This window comes from Castellaniella sp. (genome assembly GCF_049651205.1).
Classification (GTDB): Bacteria; Pseudomonadota; Gammaproteobacteria; order Burkholderiales; family Burkholderiaceae_B; genus Castellaniella.
In genome coordinates this window covers 178526-194776 of the sequence record NZ_JBASBR010000018.1, presented here as the reverse complement: position 1 = coordinate 194776, position 16251 = coordinate 178526, and the positions used below count along the sequence as shown (strand labels likewise).

The window sequence follows — 16251 nt, the reverse complement described above, 5'->3', positions numbered from 1 at the left end:
GCACCCCCCAGGGAGACTCCTGGAGGGTGCCGCCACTGTCGCAGTGTATTCCTAAGGACTACGAATTACATCTTGTAGTCGTCAGGATTAGGCGAGTCGGTGGGGTTCTCGATGACTTTCTTGAGTTCGGGAGTCATCGGCCAGTTGAGGTTGATGTTCTTGGGCGGGATGGGGGACATGAACCATTTTTTGTAGAGTTCAGCCAGCTTGCCGTCTTTCATCATGCCCTTGACTGCGTTGTCGACTGCCGTCTTGAACTGAGGATCACCCTTGGGCTCGATCAGGCCATAGGGCTCTGTGGTGTAGGCTTTTTCGCTGATCATCCAGTCGCTGGCGTTTTGCGAATTGGCGACCAGGCCTGCCAGCAGGATGTCATCCATGAAGAATGCCGTGGCACGACCGTTAGCCACCGTAAGGAAGGCTTCGGAGTGATCTTTGGCGGGGATGATGCGCATGCCGAGCTTTTGATCAGCATTGGTTTGGGTTAGCCACTTGAGGTTACTGGTACCCGAGGTAGACACGACTGTCTTGCCTTTGAAATCGGCCAGATCGTTGAGATTGGACGACTTGAGCGCTGCAAAGCGGGTAGCCGTGACAAACGTGGTGGGGGCAAACGCAACCTGCTGTTGGCGCTGGGCATTGTTGGTGGCCGAACCGCAAGAGATATCGACCGTGCCATTGGCAACCAGCGGGATCCGCGTGGAGGACGTCACGGATACCAACTTGATTTTAAGGTTGGGCAGATTGAGATCTTTTTTGAGGGCATCAGCAACGCCGTTGCAGATGTCCATGGAATACCCGACGGGTTTCTGGTTGTCGTCGAGGTAGGAGAACGGAATGGATGATTCGCGATAACCCAGAGTGAGCTCGCCGGTAGACTTGATTTTGTCGATCCGGCTGTTCTCAGCCTGGGCTGCCGTCATGCCAACTACCGAAACGGTAGCTGCCAAAATGAGGGGCAATAGTTTCATGGTTCCTCCTGGTTAGCTTTTTTGTGATGTTCAGTGGTTCTTCACTAAACGGGCACCTGTAAAAGGGTAAGACAGGTGACCGCAAGTGTACACACTTTGTCACTACCCACAGCATGCCACAAGACTATTTGATTGGACATCGGTGCAGACCATGAGTGTGGGCAATGAACTCTAGATGCGGCCCCTATTATCGATACCCTCTGACGGATCAACAAATAGCGATTTCGCAGGCAGCCATAACAGAAGGCTATGTTCTATACTGCGCCAGAGAGTTCAGGATCATTCCGCATGCGATTACGGCACATCGAAATTTTCGAGGCAATCTGCCAGGCAGGGTCACTAACCCAAGCCGCCGCCCTGCTTAATATTTCCCAGCCAGCAGCCAGCAAGATCCTTGCTCATGCAGAATCCCAACTGGGTTTTAAGCTCTTCGATCGCGTCAAGGGCCGCCTGGTGCCCACACGCGAAGCAGACATCCTCAGCCCGCAGATCGGCCAGCTCAGCGAAGACCTTGCCCATGTGCGCAAACTGGCGGCCAACCTGCGCCAGGGCCGCCAGGGCTATCTGCGCATCGGTTGCGCCCCGGCCATCGGCCTGGGCCTGCTGCCCAGAATCATCCAGCGCTTTCATGGCAATACGCAGGCGGCATTCAAGATCAGCACCATGCACAGTCCCGATCTGGTCGAAGGCCTGCTTACACAGGCCCTGGATATCGCAATCACCTTCGACGACCACGACCACCCGGGTCTGCACCGCATCCCCGTGGGCACCACCGAACTCGCCTACCTCAGCCGCGAACCCGCGCCAAACCCCGTCAAGCTGCAGCAACTGACGGCACGGCCGGTGATTGCGCTGGACACCCGCGACCAAGTCGGTACGCTGATGGATCATGCCTTGCGTGCGGCGGGCATCACGCTGGACACCCGCATCATGGTGCAAACCCATTATGTAGCCTGCAGTCTGGTCGATGCCGGCTGTGGAGATGCCATCGTCGATTTGCTGACAGGGCGCGCCATGTTGCGCCCGGGCATGACGCTCAGCCGTCTGGATCCTGTCATTGCAGTACCCGTCAATATCCTGGTGCACACCAGCGATCCTCTCAGCCTGCTGCATCGGGATGTTATCGACGCCGCGCGCCAGGTGTGCACGGCACTGCAGGACGGCAGCCCGGACACCTCCAGATAAGCATTACCATCATCCAAATGGCGGAGCTGCTGCTTCCATGACAATAAGTTATGGGTGAGCCCCTCATTGGTATTTGTCATTGTGTTCCCGGGCGCCCACAATCGCTGCTGTTCTTCTAATCGTAGACAGTCATTATGCATGCATGTGTTTTGGGCGCAGGGGTTATTGGCGTCACCTCCGCCTGGCAATTGGCGCAACAGGGTTGGCAGGTCACGCTGGTGGATTCGGCCACAGAACCGGCCAGTGGTGCCAGCCACGCCAATGGCGGTCAACTCAGTTACAGCTATGTGGCCCCTTTGGCCGAGCCAGACGTCCTGCCCCACTTGCCGACATGGCTTCTCAATCCATCGTCACCTCTGCGGTTTCGCTTACGCGCTGATCCTCGTCAATGGCGCTGGTGCCTGCAATTTCTGCAAGCCTGCACACACCGGGCCGCTGCAGCCACCACTGCGCAGCTGCTATCCCTGTCTTATTTAAGCCGCCAGGTGCTGCACGACATCCAGAGCACGCACGCATTTGATTTCGGCCACGCGAAAAACGGCAAACTGATTGTCTACCGCACACCCTCCCTGCTGGAAAAAGCCCGCGATCAAGTCAAGTTGCAGGCCGATCTGGGATCTGACCAACGCATCCTCAACACACAAGAACTGATCCAGCTGGAACCCGCACTGGCCCCTGCGCAAGCGCATCTGGCCGGCGCGGTGTACACCCCCAGCGAAGAATCCGGCGATTGTGCCCGCCTCACCAGCGCTCTCTTTAAAGAGCTGGCTGCCATGAGCAACGTCAATATCCGCATGGGCACCACCATCCAGGCCTTGCAACGCACCGGCAACCGCATCCAGGCCTTGCGCACCAGCCAGGGAGACCTGATCGAGGCCGACCACTTTGTCATGGCTGCCGGCATGGGCAGCCAGCCGCTGATGGCACAGCTGGGAGTACAGGTACCGCTGTATCCGCTAAAGGGCTACAGCCTCAGTGTCCCCTGCGCGCAAGCACACGTGCCGGCCATCAGCGTCACTGATTACGAACGCAAGACCGTGTACGCCAAATTGGGCGACACCCTGCGTATCGCAGCCATGGTCGGGATCGGTGCATCCAACCAGGGCATCGAAACCGATCGCATTAACCTGGTTCGGCGCCAGGCCCAAAGCCTGTTGCCGGATGTGGATCTGTCTGCCGCCCAGGCCTGGGCCGGATATCGGCCGGCAACACCACATGGCCGGCCCTGGATTGGCCAAAGCCGGGCTGCCGACAACTTGTGGCTAAATATCGGCCATGGCGCACTGGGATTCACGCTGGCTTGTGGCAGCAGCCACCTGCTGTCCTCATTAATCCGTCAGGAAACCCCGGCAATCGACCCCATCCCGTTCCAGCCGCGCAGCTAGGCGGCCGGTGTCGTACACTCTCGACACCATGGAACTCTGGCTCCAGTCCTCAATTCACGCGCTCCTGGCACTTCTGGCACTGCCCACGGTAGGCCTGTCTGCCGTTTTCGTGATCAGCCTGGTGTCCGCAACCCTGCTGCCACTGGGCTCAGAACCCGCGGTGTTTGGCTATGTACACCTGGCTCCGCACATGTTCTGGCCAGCGGTATTTGTGGCCACACTGGGCAACACCCTGGGCGGCATCATCAGTTACGCAATGGGCGTTGGCGCCCGCAATGTCTGGCAACGTTGGCACGACGGGGCTGGCCGGACACATCAAGAAAGCGACAAGCAGCTCGCCGGCGGGCGCTGGCACGCCCTGACTACGCAATGGTTTCAGCGCTTTGGGCCGCCTGCGCTGCTGCTGTCATGGTTGCCCGCCGTGGGCGACCCCCTCTGCGCCGTGGCAGGCTGGCTTAAATTGCCCTTTTGGCCCAGTGTGTTCTACATGGCCGTGGGCAAGCTGTTGCGATATATCGTCATGACTGCAGCACTGCTGCATGCATGGCCCTGGGTACAGGCGTGGCTGTAGGGCACGGCCACTTATAAACCTTTGATTAATGCGCTGACACCACCAATCAGCAAGATGCCCCAAACCATTTTTTTGACAAGTGCAGTGGATGCACGACGATTCATCGCACTACCCAGCCAAAATCCCGCGAGCACAGAAGGAAACAGCACAGCAGCCAACACAAACGTCGACACACTGCTTAAAAAGCCAGCCAGAAAAAATAAAATGAAACGGATGACCGAAGTGGTGCCAATCAGGGCACCCATGGTCGATCGAAAGGTTCTCTTGTCATCCACGCGGCCAAGCAAATAGACGGTATACATCGGCCCCCCTGTCCCAAAGAGTGTCGTAAAAGCTCCGCCCAAAAATGACAGCGGAAACGCAAAAATCGGCTTTACCCGATACTCTCGGTGACTGAAGAAATTGTTCCAGATCACCATCACGATTACGAACACTCCCAGAAGCAAAAATAGAGGCTTCTTCGGTGCGTGCAAGGACAGAAATATACCCAATATTGCACCGAGCAACAGACCGGGAAGGATTCTTTTGAGCTCTACTTTGCTGGCCAGACGCGCGTCTCGCAAATTCAGTAAAGAACAGGCCACAAGGTCAAACAGCAGCATGATCGTCACGCACACATGCAGCGGAAAAACCTGAATCAGGAAGGGAATGGCTGTCACAGAAGAGCCAAAACCTGTCAGCCCAAAAATGGCGTACGCCACAAACAGCACGGCGCCGGCAAATAGCAGGGCGGCTGGATCGGCAACTGACATCAAAGAGCTGAAGAGCGCATCGAGCATCTGCGGGGTTCCTTATTTTTATACGCAAGTGCAATGATGACAGCTTGACGCTGCCATCAGCGGTTCAGGCTCGCGGACCGAGGGAAAAGAAATATGTTTTGACTTCGTTTGTGAAATTGCCACGACCATGCCGCCTGAGCTCCAGAAGCCCGACGTGACGAAACACGGCTACGCCAGGGAGCTCGATGACACGCAAGTGCTCGTCGCGAGACCAGTCTACATTGGCCAGACGTGGCACGATTGAACCACCAAACCCTTGTCTGACAAGCTCGATAATGGTCTCGATAGAGTTCAGTTCCATGCCATCATCCAGGGTCAGTCCCAGGTGCAGCAAGGTTTGCTGCACCAACTGCCCCGTCCAGGTGCGCTTGTCAAAACGCAGAAATGGCAATGTCGCCAGTACCCGATACGACAAATCCGGGTCAGTCATACCCGGAGCGGCGCGCGGCACAATACCGATCATCGATTCTGTGTAAAGAGGTGTCCACAGCAGCTCGGGATTTAGCGGCTCGGGCGACTGCGTGACCACGGCTGCGTCCAGCTCACCTCGCAGTACCTTTACCGCAAACTCGCGCGACTGCCCCGCGTACAGGCTGACGTTCAGGCGCGGATGCCTCTCCTTGATGGCTTGCAGCGCATCTGAAAACGCCCCCATCAACGCCGACACCAGCGCACCCACGGAGACATGCCCGGAAAGCCCAGCCCTCTCGTCGATGTGAACCAGCGAATCATAGGCCGCCACAATGTCTTCGATTTTGGCCACCCGCAAGCGGCCCTGAGGAGCCAGCGTCACCGAACGCCCACTACGCACAAAGAGCTGGCAGTTCAAGGCCTCCTCGAGCGCCTTTATCTGCAGCCCGACAGCTGCCGGCGTCAGCCCGATCTTGGCCCCCGCCGCGGCGAAAGTGCCATAACGAACGACCGCCAGAAAGGTTTTCAGGGTGCGGATGGAGGACGACATGGTGTCTGTCTTATGCCTGGCGACCCGACATTTGTGCGGCAATGTCCTCGGAGACCTCGATGCCGCTACGCTGGGCCTGACGTTTGAGATCGGTACGGCGATGGCCTGGAATGCGCACATCTTCGTCGGCCAGCATCGCGGCCAGCAGCGTCTCGATGCGCTCGTGGTAGACCTCTGCAGAGACCAATGCGCTCGGATTGATGGCGATGAATGCATGACCAATGTGCGGCCGATTGCCATTCTCGTCAAAGAATGAATCTGCTTCGAAGCCGAAGGCCGCCCCAGTAAGAGACACACACAGGAGTTCCACCACCAGTGCCAGCATGGCACCCTTGACGTCGCCTGCCGGACACATCATGCCTTTGAGTCCCGCGCGCGGATCGCTGGTTGGCTGACCTTGAGCATCCAGCGCCCAACCCAGCGGGATCTCCTGCCCGTCACGCGCGGCGACAAGCAATTTGCCCCGTGCCACCTTGGACAAGGAAAGATCCACAGTCACAGGATCATCATATTGACGTGGAAAGGTTGCCGCGATGGGGTTTGTGCCAAACAACGCCCGGCGCCCACCCCAGGCTGGCATCGCCGCCGGAGAGTTGGTAAATGCAAAGCCTGCCAGACCGCTGGCAGCAATCCGCGCGAGATGATTCCCGGCCGCACCGAAATGGTGACTGCGGGTAACACCCACAAAGGCAATCGAGAACTCCTGGCCCAGGCGAATCGCTTCGTTGATGGCCAGATCACAGGCTGGAAAAGCCAGCCCCTCATCGGCATCAATCAGGGCGGCTGCGCCATGGGCCCGGCGCACAAAAGGCACCGCCTTGGCGTTGACCCGGCCACTGCGCAAATGCGCTGCATACTGAGACAGCCGTGCCAGACCATGCGACCGCAGGCCAACGGCTTCAGCGTCCACAAGCGCGCGAGCAGTGCTCTGAGCCATCTCGGGCGTCGCCCCAGCAGCTTCGAGGGTTTCCCGCGCCCACTGGGTGAGTGCATCCAGGCTATAGGTAGTCATGAAGCAATCCTCTTGTCATCACACAGAAACCAGAACCAAGCAAACGCCCAAACCGTTCAGGAGTGGGGATTCTTCACTACCCGGTGGTCGGCCGGCGCAGTGAAACTCAGGCAGACAGGTATCCAGCCACCTCGCTCGCGATCATGTCGCCGACGCGCTGGTTGGACTCTCGGGTGACACCCGCAATATGTGGCGTGAGCAAAAGCCCAGGCACACCCGAGAAAATATTTTTCTCGGGGACAGGTTCAGCCTCAAATACGTCCAGCGCGGCACCGGCCAGATGGCCATTCTGCAAGGCAGCCACCAGTGCAGTTTCATCGACAATGCCCCCACGCGCAGTATTGATCAGAATGGCGCCGCGCTTCATCCCGGCCAGACGCTGCTCATCGAACAAATGACGGGTTGCAGCAACCAGCGGTACATGTAAGCTGACAACATCTGCCTGAGCAACCAGATCGTCAAGCGCCAGGGATCTGACACCCAGTTCACGCCACACGCTGGAGTCCTTGTCAAGAATCGGATCGTACGCGGCGACTGTCATCCCCAGCCCGATGGCCATACGAGCCACTCGCTGCCCGATGGACCCAAACCCCACCACACCCAGGATTTTGCCTCCGAGCTCCTGCCCCGAAGACAGCGCTGTCCTGGGCCATCGTCCGGCGGCGACGTCTGCCGTGGCACGATACGCGCCGCGCAACAGCAGCATCGCAGTGGCGATGACGTATTCGGCCACCGCCTGGGCGTTTGCCCCGGTGGCGGGGATCACGCGTATGTCACGCGCAGCACAGGCAGCCAGGTCGATGTTATCCAGCCCCACCCCCAGGCGTCCCACCACCCGCAGCTCAGTACCGGCAGCCAACACAGCCCCATCGACGGATGTGCGATTACGGACAATCAGACCACGTGCACCAACGAGCGCCTGCATCAAGGCCGCACGGTCATCAACGAGGCCAGGCTCATAGACCACATCAAAGTCTGTTTGTAGTCGCGCGACTGCAGGCGCATCCATAAACTCGGTAATCACAATTTTGATCATTAACTCACCACCGATCCTATTGTTGGGCCCATGTGACGGCAAAGAGCACCCCCATGCCCCGCCAGTCAGAGCCGAAAATCCTGTCCTACATATTCGTAGGCATCCGTATTTACTCGAGACACCCGCCACTCAACGGGGCGCCGGTTAAAGGAATACGCCACACGCCGGACTTCCAGCAGTGGGTAGCCGACACCCACCTGCATCAGTTGGGCATGCTCGACATCAGCCTGGGCAATCCGCACTCGCTCTACCGTGCCGATCACGTTCATGCCAAAGGCTTCTTGGTAAAAACTGTAAATGGTGCTTGGGCGCTCACTCACTCGCTGCTCGGTCAGCCCGCGAAAGCTGGCTTCTGGCAACCAGATTGTGTCAACAATCACCGGCAAGCCATGCAAGCGCTGCAGATTGACGTACTCAAACGCGTACGTCCCCGACTTCAGATCCAGCTTCCGACGGATTTCTTCGGTAGCGCGCATACGGCGAAAGCGAACCATCTCGGACTGTGGATAGGCACGCTCGTTGTCCTCTTGACGCACAATGCGAAAGAACCGGAAAAAATGGGAATTGCGCGAGTGCATGGCAACAAAAGTGCCACGCCCCTGGTGCCGGATCAGAATGCCTTCAGCCGCCAGCTCGTCTACCGCCTTGCGCAGCGTACCGATGGAAACACCGAAATGGCCGGCCAGAAACTTCTCGGAAGGCAGGGCATCGCCCTGCTTCCATTCTTTTGAGGCCAAAGCATCCAAAATACGTTGTTTCACCACCTGATACAGGGGCAGGCTGCCGGACAGCAGGGCGGACGAGGCAAGCGAATCAGGCGTCATAGGCGCTTATTGCTGCATGCCCCATTTTCGGATGGTCTTTTGCTCGATCACCCTGAAAATGAAGTTTTCAACGATCAGGCCAATCACGATGACCGTGAGCAAGCCCGCAAACACACTGGGGATATCCAGCTGATTCTTGTTTTCGTACACGAACCAACCCAGACCGCCACTGCCAGAACTGACGCCAAACACCAGCTCTGCCGCGATCAAGGTACGCCATGCGAATGCCCAGCCGATCTTCAAGCCTGCCAGGATGGTAGGAAAGGCTGCCGGGATCAGGATGCCAAATACATAACGCAGTCCAGTCAAGCCGTAGTTTCGGCCCACCATCCGCAACGTGGCGCTCACCGACTGAAACCCTGAATGGGTATTCAGGGCAACCGCCCACAGCACGGAGTGAATCAGCACGAACACCAGGCTATCGGTACCCAGACCAAACCACAGCAAGGCCAACGGCAGCAGCGCAATGGCAGGCAGGGGGTTGAACATGGCCGTGGCAGTTTCGAGAAAATCCCGGCCCAGGCGCGACGTAATGGCAAAGATCGTCAGCAGTGCCGCCAAAAACAAGCCCGCGGCATAACCCATCAGCAGCACCCGGATGGAAAACCAGGATTTCTCCAGCAGACCGCGATCCAGGATAGCGACCACCAGCGCCTTGACCGTTGCGATAAAGGTCGGAAACAGCAGTTCGTTATCCAGATACATGCTATAGAACTGCCAGGCCACCGCCAACAGCACAAGGATAAAGACTTTACGCGCCACATTGTTTTCGTAGATCTGTTCCCAGCGGCTTAACGGCTTTTGGATAATGCCGAAATCCTTGCTCTCCGCTGGCTTGCAAAACCGCTCTTCGCGAGGTGCAGGCCCCGTTTCTATGCTGGCATTGATATCTGGGTGCAATCCGTCAGTCATGGCGTGTGGCCTCTGATTCGGTATTGTGAGAGAAAAGTAAGTCATTGATGCGCTCCGTAAGCCTGCGGCCACTTGCGTCGACGGAATCTTCGCCGGTGCTGTTGAGCTCGGCCATCACCTGCCCCGGATGGGGCGACAGCAGGAGGATCCGGTTGCCGATCTTGACTGCTTCCTCGATAGAGTGCGTCACGAACAGCACCGTGAATTTCGTGTCCTGCCACAACGCAAGCAACTCATCCTGCATGGATTTGCGTGTCAGCGCGTCCAGTGCGGCATAGGGTTCATCCATCAACAAGATATCGGGCTCCATGGCCATGCCACGAGCAATGGCCACACGCTGCTTCATGCCGCCTGAGAGCTGGTGCGGATAATGGTTGGCAAATTGGGTCAACTTGACCTTCTCGATATATTGCATGGCCTTTTCTTCTGCAGCCTTGCCCTGCAACTTTTTGCTGGCAATCAAGGGAAACACAACGTTTTGCTTGACAGTTTTCCAGGGAGGCAATTGGTCAAATTCCTGAAACACCATCATGCGATCGGGCCCTGGCGAGGTAATACTCTTGCCCTTCAGACGGATCTCCCCCTCGGTGGGCGACAAATAGCCGCCGACCGTCTTTAGCAGGGTGGATTTTCCACAGCCAGACGCCCCAAGCAAGACGAAACGATCTGACTGATAAGCGTTGAATCCCACACGATATGTGGCGGTGACCAGGTATTCCTTGGTCTTGTACTGAACGGTCACCCCGTCGACTTCCAGCAAGGGTGTTGATGCACTATTCATCCTGCTCTCCTCCTTGAAAACTGCCGGGCAGCCTGGCTCGTTTTCCAGAAAAAGGCCGGTTGCGAGATTCTTCTTGTGATATCCGGCCGGGAATCGGTTCCTGATTGCTGCGCGTCTGGTGCACCTGGCCACACGCGGCTTGCCGGACGCCGTCTGATCGACGCTGTTTGGCTGCCGCAACGGGCCAGAGGCATGGTGCCAGGCACCGTTGATCAGGCGCTTTCGTACAAACGAGTCATGACGAACTCGTGATGGCCCAAGGCTTCGGCCGATGTCAAGCGACCATTGACAGTTGCCAGCATCGTTTTCAACAATTCGTCGCCTGCCTGGTCGAGGTTCATTTCGCGCTGCAGCAGCGGCGAGCAGTCGAAGTCGATATGCTCACTCATGGTTCTGACTGTGCGCGGATTGGCGCTGAGCTTGATGACGGGCAAAATGGGATTGCCGATGATATTGCCCTGCCCTGTGGGGAAAAAGTGCACGACGAAACCTGCCGCCGCACACAAGGTAACCATCTCGGCCGCTGCCGACGAACTATCCATAAACCACAAGCCCGGATGCGTCGGCGTCACCGCTTTATCCAGCACACCATCAACCGTGCAAGTCTTGCCGATCTTCTGGATATTGCCCATCGCTTTTTCTTCGATCGTCGTCAGGCCGCCTTCGATGTTGCCCTTGGTTGGCTGAGAGTCGGACAGATCGGATGTCTTGTGCCGATCAATGACATCCTGGTAGCGATTGAAAATATCCATGAATTCTTTGCGGACTTTGTCATTCGCGCAGCGATCAGCCACAAAGTTTTCACCCCCGGTGAGCTCGGTGGTTTCACCAAACACCAACGTGGTGCCGAGGGCATGCAACTTGTCAAATGCGTTTCCAACCGACGGGTTCGAACCGCAACCCGACGTGGTGTCGCTCTCGCCGCATTTGGTGGAAACCCACAAATCGCTGATGGGACAGACTTCACGCTGTTTCTCCGAGGCCCACTGCACATATTTTTTGGCTACCTGGGACGCTTTCATGATGGTTTCATGGTCGCCGTGGCGCTCGATGCCAAAACCCGTGACGGGCTTGCCCGTTGCGGCAATTCCTTCGACAAGCTTGCGCGTCCATTCTTCTTCGATGCCGATCACAACCACCGCTGCCACATTCGGGTTTGAGCCAGCCCCAATGAGCGTACGAAAATGCAGGTCGAGATCGGCCCCAAACTGAAGGCGACCATAGGGGTGCTTGATGACGGTTGTACCGTGGATGTTGTGGGCAACGGCCTCACATGCCGCATTGGACAGATCGTCCAGCGGCAGGATGATGACATGGTTGCGTACACCCACGCGGCCATTTTCACGCCGGTATCCCAAAAAAGTAGTGTCTTTGCTGATCATGATGTGGCTTCCGTGAAGTGGAATGAAGTAAATCGCTGACGCGATGTCTGACGCATTGCGCTATCTGCGCACCAACCTGAAGGGGATTACCAACGCTTGGTCTTGATGTTGTGAACGTGCGCGTGCTCACCCTTCTTGATTGGTGCCACCACCTTGCCGATATCCACGCCGTACTTGATCACGGTGTCGCCCACGGCCATGTCCGTCAGGGCAATCTTGTGCCCAATAGGGATATCCTGAAGCGCCTTTGTCTGGATCAGTTCATCCTCATCCATGATCCAGGCGGTTAAATCCATACCAGCCGTCACACCCTCGACGACAGCAACGGCAACCATGTCGTGCTTATCGTGCAGTACGAGATGAATCATCTCTTTCTCCTTTTGCCAAGATAGCGGTTATCGCAGGGCTGCTTCCACTTCGGTGCACAGTTGCAGTTATGCGGCAGCATCGGTGCGGTCGTGCGACAGCACCGATTGACGGTGGCAGTCACGCAATTTCTTGTGATCACTTAACTCACGGCCAGATTAGGCGTCAGGATGATCAATGTCAATTATGTCATCTAGATGTTTTAGATGCCTTCGATAAATCACGTTACTATTTATCCAACGCCTTGTGCAGTGCAGAAATTCAAGATGATTAGGATCAGATGTGTCACTGAAATCGCATAAAACTCATGCGAGTAGTGCACCAGAGAAGCAGGATAACCAGCACATCAACAGGGTCTCCAAAGACACAAGCAATTCTCGTGCCTGTCAGGCAGATCATGTCTGGCAAGTGATGCGTTGCAGCATTTTGGCAACACAATCCCTGAAAATCATCGATTTTGGCATCAGAAATCTTGTTAGATTTTAGGGTTTACCCTAGAATAAAAAGACACAATAAGTAAAATCTTTTTTAGTGAGATGCGTCTTAGCGCAACTGCTTTTTCAGGCACACAAGCCAACCATAGACATGACAAAACAAAGCAATCTTCCCCTATTCACCGACGCTGCCGAGCAAGTACTGATTGCTCAAGCCTTTGAAGCCCGTTATGCATACCCGCTGGATCGTGCTGTGATGCGCGCCTTTCGCAAGGCCGTGCAATTCTTTCACCGTGATCAAGTGTCCACTGCCGGGCAGCTCAGCCACCACGCCGCCCAATAAGCCTCGGTGTCAAAAGAAAACGCCGCGTGTTCGCGGCGTTTTTTGTAAAAAGGGCCCACACAATGGGGCCCAAAGCCAGTTACGAAAGTATTGTTTCGCCCGGCTTGACGCGGGTGAAGTGCACTGGCTCTCTGGATAACTGCAAGGTTTCTCCCTCCTGGCGCACCACCGTGTAGGTAGAGCCCGGCAAGTCTACGATCTCCGGAAAATCCTCGCGGTAATGAGCACCGCGAGAATCTTCGCGGGCCAGTGCAGCCACTGCAATCGACTGGCTGACAACAATCAGGTTTCTTAAATTCAGCCAATCGTGCCATGTCAGGTTAAACGCCCTTTCATCAGGCACAACGCCGGTTTGCAGCAATTCGGCATTCAGTTCATCCAACGCCTGCAAGCCCTTTCGCAGGCTGTCGGCCGAGCGCACAATGCCCACGTCATCCCACATGCAGGTATACAGCCTTTCACGGATGCCATTCAGATCACCGGCAGGCAATCGAAATGGCAAGGTATGCGCCTCGATGCTTCGCGTGATCGCTGCTTCGTCCGGCTCAAGCCAGGCGCCATGATCCCGAACCCAGGGCGCCAGGGTATCCCCCGCAATACCCCCAAACACTGTGGAATCGGCCACCCCATTGCCCCCCAGGCGATTGGCCCCATGCACGCCACCCGTGTCCTCTCCAGCAGCAAATAGCGCCGGCAGCTCGGTGGAGCAATCAGGCCGGATCACAAGGCCACCCATCATGTAGTGCGCCGTGGGTACCACCTCGACCAGCCCGCCCGCCAGATCAAAGCCACTGTCGGCACAGCGCTCGACCATGCCCTTGAACTGCTTGCGCACTTTATCCGGGCCCAGATGACTCATCTGGATGTAGACCCCTCCGTGCGGTGTCGTCCGCCGTTCGCGCATCTCGAAGAAAATGCCCCTCGACACGATGTCACGCGTCGCGCGCTCGCCACGGGCATCATACTTATGCATGAAGCGCTCTTTTTCGCCATTTAGAAGATAGCCGCCCGCACCACGCAGCCCCTCTTCGATGACAGTGCCTGTCATGCGGGTGTCTTCGCCCGCCAGCAGCCCGGTGGGGTGAAACTGCACCATCTCCATATCACGCAGCGGCAAACCCGCCCGTAATGTCATCGCCAGGCCATCACAATTTTTTTCGCCAGACGGGGTGTGATATCGATACATCGTGGGCCCACCCCCCGTGCCAAGCAGCACTGCCTTGGCCTGCACAAACACAAACTCTCCAGTGCGCACGTCGATCATCAAAACGCCAGCCAATGCCTTGCCATCCGGGGTTTTGATGAAATCGATCGCACGGTGCTCTTCGAGCCGGCCGATATTGCGCGACCAAATCTGTTCAGACAAGCGGTTGATGATCTCAATCCCGGTCAGGTCGCCCTTGTGCACGGTGCGGTCGAAGGTCTGCCCTGCAAACGCCTTCTGGTGCACAGTGCCGTCCGGATTACGATCAAAAAAGCATCCCAGCTCATTTTCCAGTTCGTGCACACGTTCGACAGCTTTCGTCACCAGCGCCCAGGCCAGATCCTGATCAGCCAGCCACTTGCTACCCTCGATCGTGTCCATGAAATGTCTTTCGACCGAGTCTCCTTCGGCCAGAGCCACGTTGTAGCCGCCCTGCACCATACGGGTACAACCAGACTTGCCCAACAGCCCTTTCACGGCAACGGTAATGGACAGGGTAGGATCGCTTTGGTGCGCGTGCAGCGCCGCAAACAGCCCCGCGCCGCCCGAGCCCAGGATCAGAATATCCGTCTGCAAGCGTTTGATATTCATGTAGAGGGCACCCCCAGGCTGGCCAGAACCTGAGCCCGGCGCGATTGCGCATCGCGTTTGACCTCGTTGTAGAGACTGTCACCGTGGCTATCCATACCCACCAGCAAGGGTCCAAAATCCTTGACCCTGAATTTCCATAGGGACTCCGGATTCAGGTCGTCGAGATCTACATCCTCGATGGCCTCTATCCATGTGGTTTCAAGGGCCGCCACACCGCCCGAAATAACAAGATAGACACCACCGAACTCCTGGAATGCCGCCTGGGAGCCTTCTCGCATACCACCCTTGCCAATCACCATACGCACCCCGGTCTCCTTGAGCAGCGGCTGCGTGAAGCGCTCCATGCGATCGGAAGTGGTTGTACCAATGCAGATGGATGCGTAGCCGGCCGGGAATTCCGGGCTGACAGGAACCTTTTTTACATTGGGTGCCGTATGGATGACCGCATGCCCGTTGAGGTCGAACTTGGTGGTTCGTCCGCGGTCGAACATATTGATGAGGGTTGCATCCCGGATCCCAAACAGTGTTCCCTGCAGGGTGACGGTGTCATTGATCCGCAACTGACGGATCTGTGCTTCGCTTACGGGCGTCGTCCAGTTGTAATGAGCCATCTTCAGAATCCATAAGTAATGTTGTCTGGGGTAAACCGTGCCGACGCGCGCCGTGCCGAATGACACTGCATATTGACAGCAATCGGGTTCATCGTGATGTGGGTGGCAGCCAGCTCGATATGCACCGCAAACGAGGTGGAATCGCCCCCCAAACCTTGTGGCCCCACGCCCAGCTTATTGACCGCCATCGACAGCTCATGTTCAAGGGCTGCGCCATCAGGATCGGTGCACACCGAATCAAGACTTCGAATCGCGGCGCGCTTAGCCATAGCCACGCATAGTTCGGAGGTTCCTCCGATGCCCACGCCGACAATCGTGGGCGGGCACGTCTTGCCACCCGCTGCCAGGACGCAGTCGATCACGAACTCCTTGATCGCGTTGACCCCTTCTGCCGGTACAGCCATCTTCAGAAACGAATTGTTTTCAGCACCACTGCCCTTGGGCACCATAAGGATCTCCAGGACATCCGGCTCATCAATAAAATCGAAACTGATGACCGGGACATCGATACCACAGGAGTTCTGGTTGTTCTTGCGCGTAATCGGATGCACAATCGAGGAGCGCAGCGGATGCTCCAGGGTGGCTCGCTCGCAGCCACGACGAATGGCCTGGATCAGTTCACGGCCATTGAACTGCACATTGGAGCCCACCTTCACGTAATACACCGGCACACCAGTATCCTGGCACAGCAGGTTGGTATTGGCTTCGGCCACATCAATGTTGGTGGTCATGGTGGAGAGCATCTGCTTTGCCCGTGCAGATGTCTCGCCCAGCAATAACCGACGAAAGCCTTCCTTGATGTCCGGCGGCAGAATCTTGAGTGCCCGGATATAGAGTTCCTTCGAAGAATCCTCAACTGCCTTCAAATCCACCTTCATGGGGGTTTCCTCTGCGCGCCACTGC

17 protein-coding genes are annotated in these 16251 nt (G+C 56.9%); 4 read left to right on the top strand and 13 right to left on the bottom strand.

What is annotated here, in order from left to right; translation table 11 throughout:
• Positions 1 to 65: 65 nt before the first annotated feature.
• Positions 66 to 971: an amino acid ABC transporter substrate-binding protein gene (locus WA928_RS12385; RefSeq protein WP_417276338.1), complete on the bottom strand. Its 906-nt coding sequence runs from the start codon at positions 969 to 971 to the stop codon at positions 66 to 68.
• Positions 972 to 1259: 288 nt separating this feature from the next.
• Between WA928_RS12385 and WA928_RS12380 the strand changes: the two genes are divergently transcribed.
• From WA928_RS12380 to WA928_RS12370, 3 genes are all read left to right on the top strand, one after another.
• Positions 1260 to 2156, top strand: a complete 897-nt coding sequence (locus tag WA928_RS12380; protein ID WP_417276337.1) for a LysR family transcriptional regulator — start codon at positions 1260 to 1262, stop codon at positions 2154 to 2156.
• A gap of 134 nt (positions 2157 to 2290) precedes the next feature.
• Positions 2291 to 3541 (top strand): D-amino acid dehydrogenase, encoded by a 1251-nt coding sequence (locus WA928_RS12375; RefSeq protein ID WP_417276336.1) that lies wholly within the window; start codon positions 2291 to 2293, stop codon positions 3539 to 3541.
• A 28-nt stretch (positions 3542 to 3569) separates the two neighbouring features.
• The gene (locus WA928_RS12370) at positions 3570 to 4112 is read left to right on the top strand and encodes a YqaA family protein (protein WP_417276706.1); all 543 of its coding nucleotides are present in this window, start codon (positions 3570 to 3572) and stop codon (positions 4110 to 4112) included.
• Positions 4113 to 4123: 11 nt separating this feature from the next.
• On the opposite strand, the gene WA928_RS12365 is transcribed toward WA928_RS12370, so the two are convergent.
• The 9 genes from WA928_RS12365 to WA928_RS12325 all read right to left on the bottom strand — a co-directional run bounded on the left by WA928_RS12365 (position 4124) and on the right by WA928_RS12325 (position 12167).
• A complete protein-coding gene (locus WA928_RS12365; RefSeq protein WP_424304029.1) occupies positions 4124 to 4813 on the bottom strand; it encodes a sulfite exporter TauE/SafE family protein in 690 nt (229 codons plus the stop codon).
• 142 nt (positions 4814 to 4955) lie between these two features.
• Positions 4956 to 5852 carry a LysR family transcriptional regulator gene (locus WA928_RS12360; protein ID WP_424304026.1) on the bottom strand — a complete coding sequence of 299 codons (897 nt, stop codon included), beginning with the start codon at positions 5850 to 5852 and terminating at the stop codon, positions 4956 to 4958.
• A 10-nt stretch (positions 5853 to 5862) separates the two neighbouring features.
• Complete coding sequence (locus WA928_RS12355) at positions 5863 to 6864, bottom strand: Ldh family oxidoreductase (protein WP_417276333.1); 1002 nt, start codon at positions 6862 to 6864, stop codon at positions 5863 to 5865.
• Positions 6865 to 6970: 106 nt separating this feature from the next.
• Positions 6971 to 7900 carry a hydroxyacid dehydrogenase gene (locus WA928_RS12350; protein ID WP_417276332.1) on the bottom strand — a complete coding sequence of 310 codons (930 nt, stop codon included), beginning with the start codon at positions 7898 to 7900 and terminating at the stop codon, positions 6971 to 6973.
• Positions 7901 to 7965: 65 nt separating this feature from the next.
• Entirely contained in the window at positions 7966 to 8724 is a 759-nt protein-coding gene (locus WA928_RS12345; RefSeq protein ID WP_424304023.1) for a GntR family transcriptional regulator, read from the bottom strand.
• Between the two features lie 6 nt (positions 8725 to 8730).
• The gene (locus WA928_RS12340; RefSeq protein ID WP_424304020.1) at positions 8731 to 9636 is read right to left on the bottom strand and encodes an ABC transporter permease; all 906 of its coding nucleotides are present in this window, start codon (positions 9634 to 9636) and stop codon (positions 8731 to 8733) included.
• Positions 9629 to 10417, bottom strand: coding sequence for an ABC transporter ATP-binding protein (locus WA928_RS12335; protein WP_424304055.1), 789 nt, complete (start codon positions 10415 to 10417; stop codon positions 9629 to 9631). Before WA928_RS12335 ends, WA928_RS12340 begins: the two co-directional genes overlap by 8 nt.
• Positions 10418 to 10629: 212 nt before the next feature.
• Entirely contained in the window at positions 10630 to 11799 is a 1170-nt protein-coding gene (locus WA928_RS12330; protein ID WP_350381827.1) for a UxaA family hydrolase, read from the bottom strand.
• Between the two features lie 86 nt (positions 11800 to 11885).
• Positions 11886 to 12167 carry a UxaA family hydrolase gene (locus tag WA928_RS12325; RefSeq protein WP_417252538.1) on the bottom strand — a complete coding sequence of 94 codons (282 nt, stop codon included), beginning with the start codon at positions 12165 to 12167 and terminating at the stop codon, positions 11886 to 11888.
• Positions 12168 to 12750: 583 nt separating this feature from the next.
• Here WA928_RS12325 and WA928_RS12320 point away from each other — a divergent pair.
• A complete protein-coding gene (locus WA928_RS12320; protein ID WP_424304017.1) occupies positions 12751 to 12942 on the top strand; it encodes a hypothetical protein in 192 nt (63 codons plus the stop codon).
• 79 nt (positions 12943 to 13021) lie between these two features.
• On the opposite strand, the gene WA928_RS12315 is transcribed toward WA928_RS12320, so the two are convergent.
• The 3 genes from WA928_RS12315 to WA928_RS12305 are packed head-to-tail and all read right to left on the bottom strand — an operon-like array spanning position 13022 to position 16226.
• Entirely contained in the window at positions 13022 to 14737 is a 1716-nt protein-coding gene (locus WA928_RS12315) for an L-aspartate oxidase (RefSeq protein WP_424304014.1), read from the bottom strand.
• The gene (locus WA928_RS12310; RefSeq protein WP_424304011.1) at positions 14734 to 15348 is read right to left on the bottom strand and encodes a FumA C-terminus/TtdB family hydratase beta subunit; all 615 of its coding nucleotides are present in this window, start codon (positions 15346 to 15348) and stop codon (positions 14734 to 14736) included. Before WA928_RS12310 ends, WA928_RS12315 begins: the two co-directional genes overlap by 4 nt.
• A 2-nt stretch (positions 15349 to 15350) precedes the next feature.
• Positions 15351 to 16226: a fumarate hydratase gene (locus WA928_RS12305; RefSeq protein WP_417276327.1), complete on the bottom strand. Its 876-nt coding sequence runs from the start codon at positions 16224 to 16226 to the stop codon at positions 15351 to 15353.
• Between the last annotated feature and the right edge of the window lie 25 nt (positions 16227 to 16251).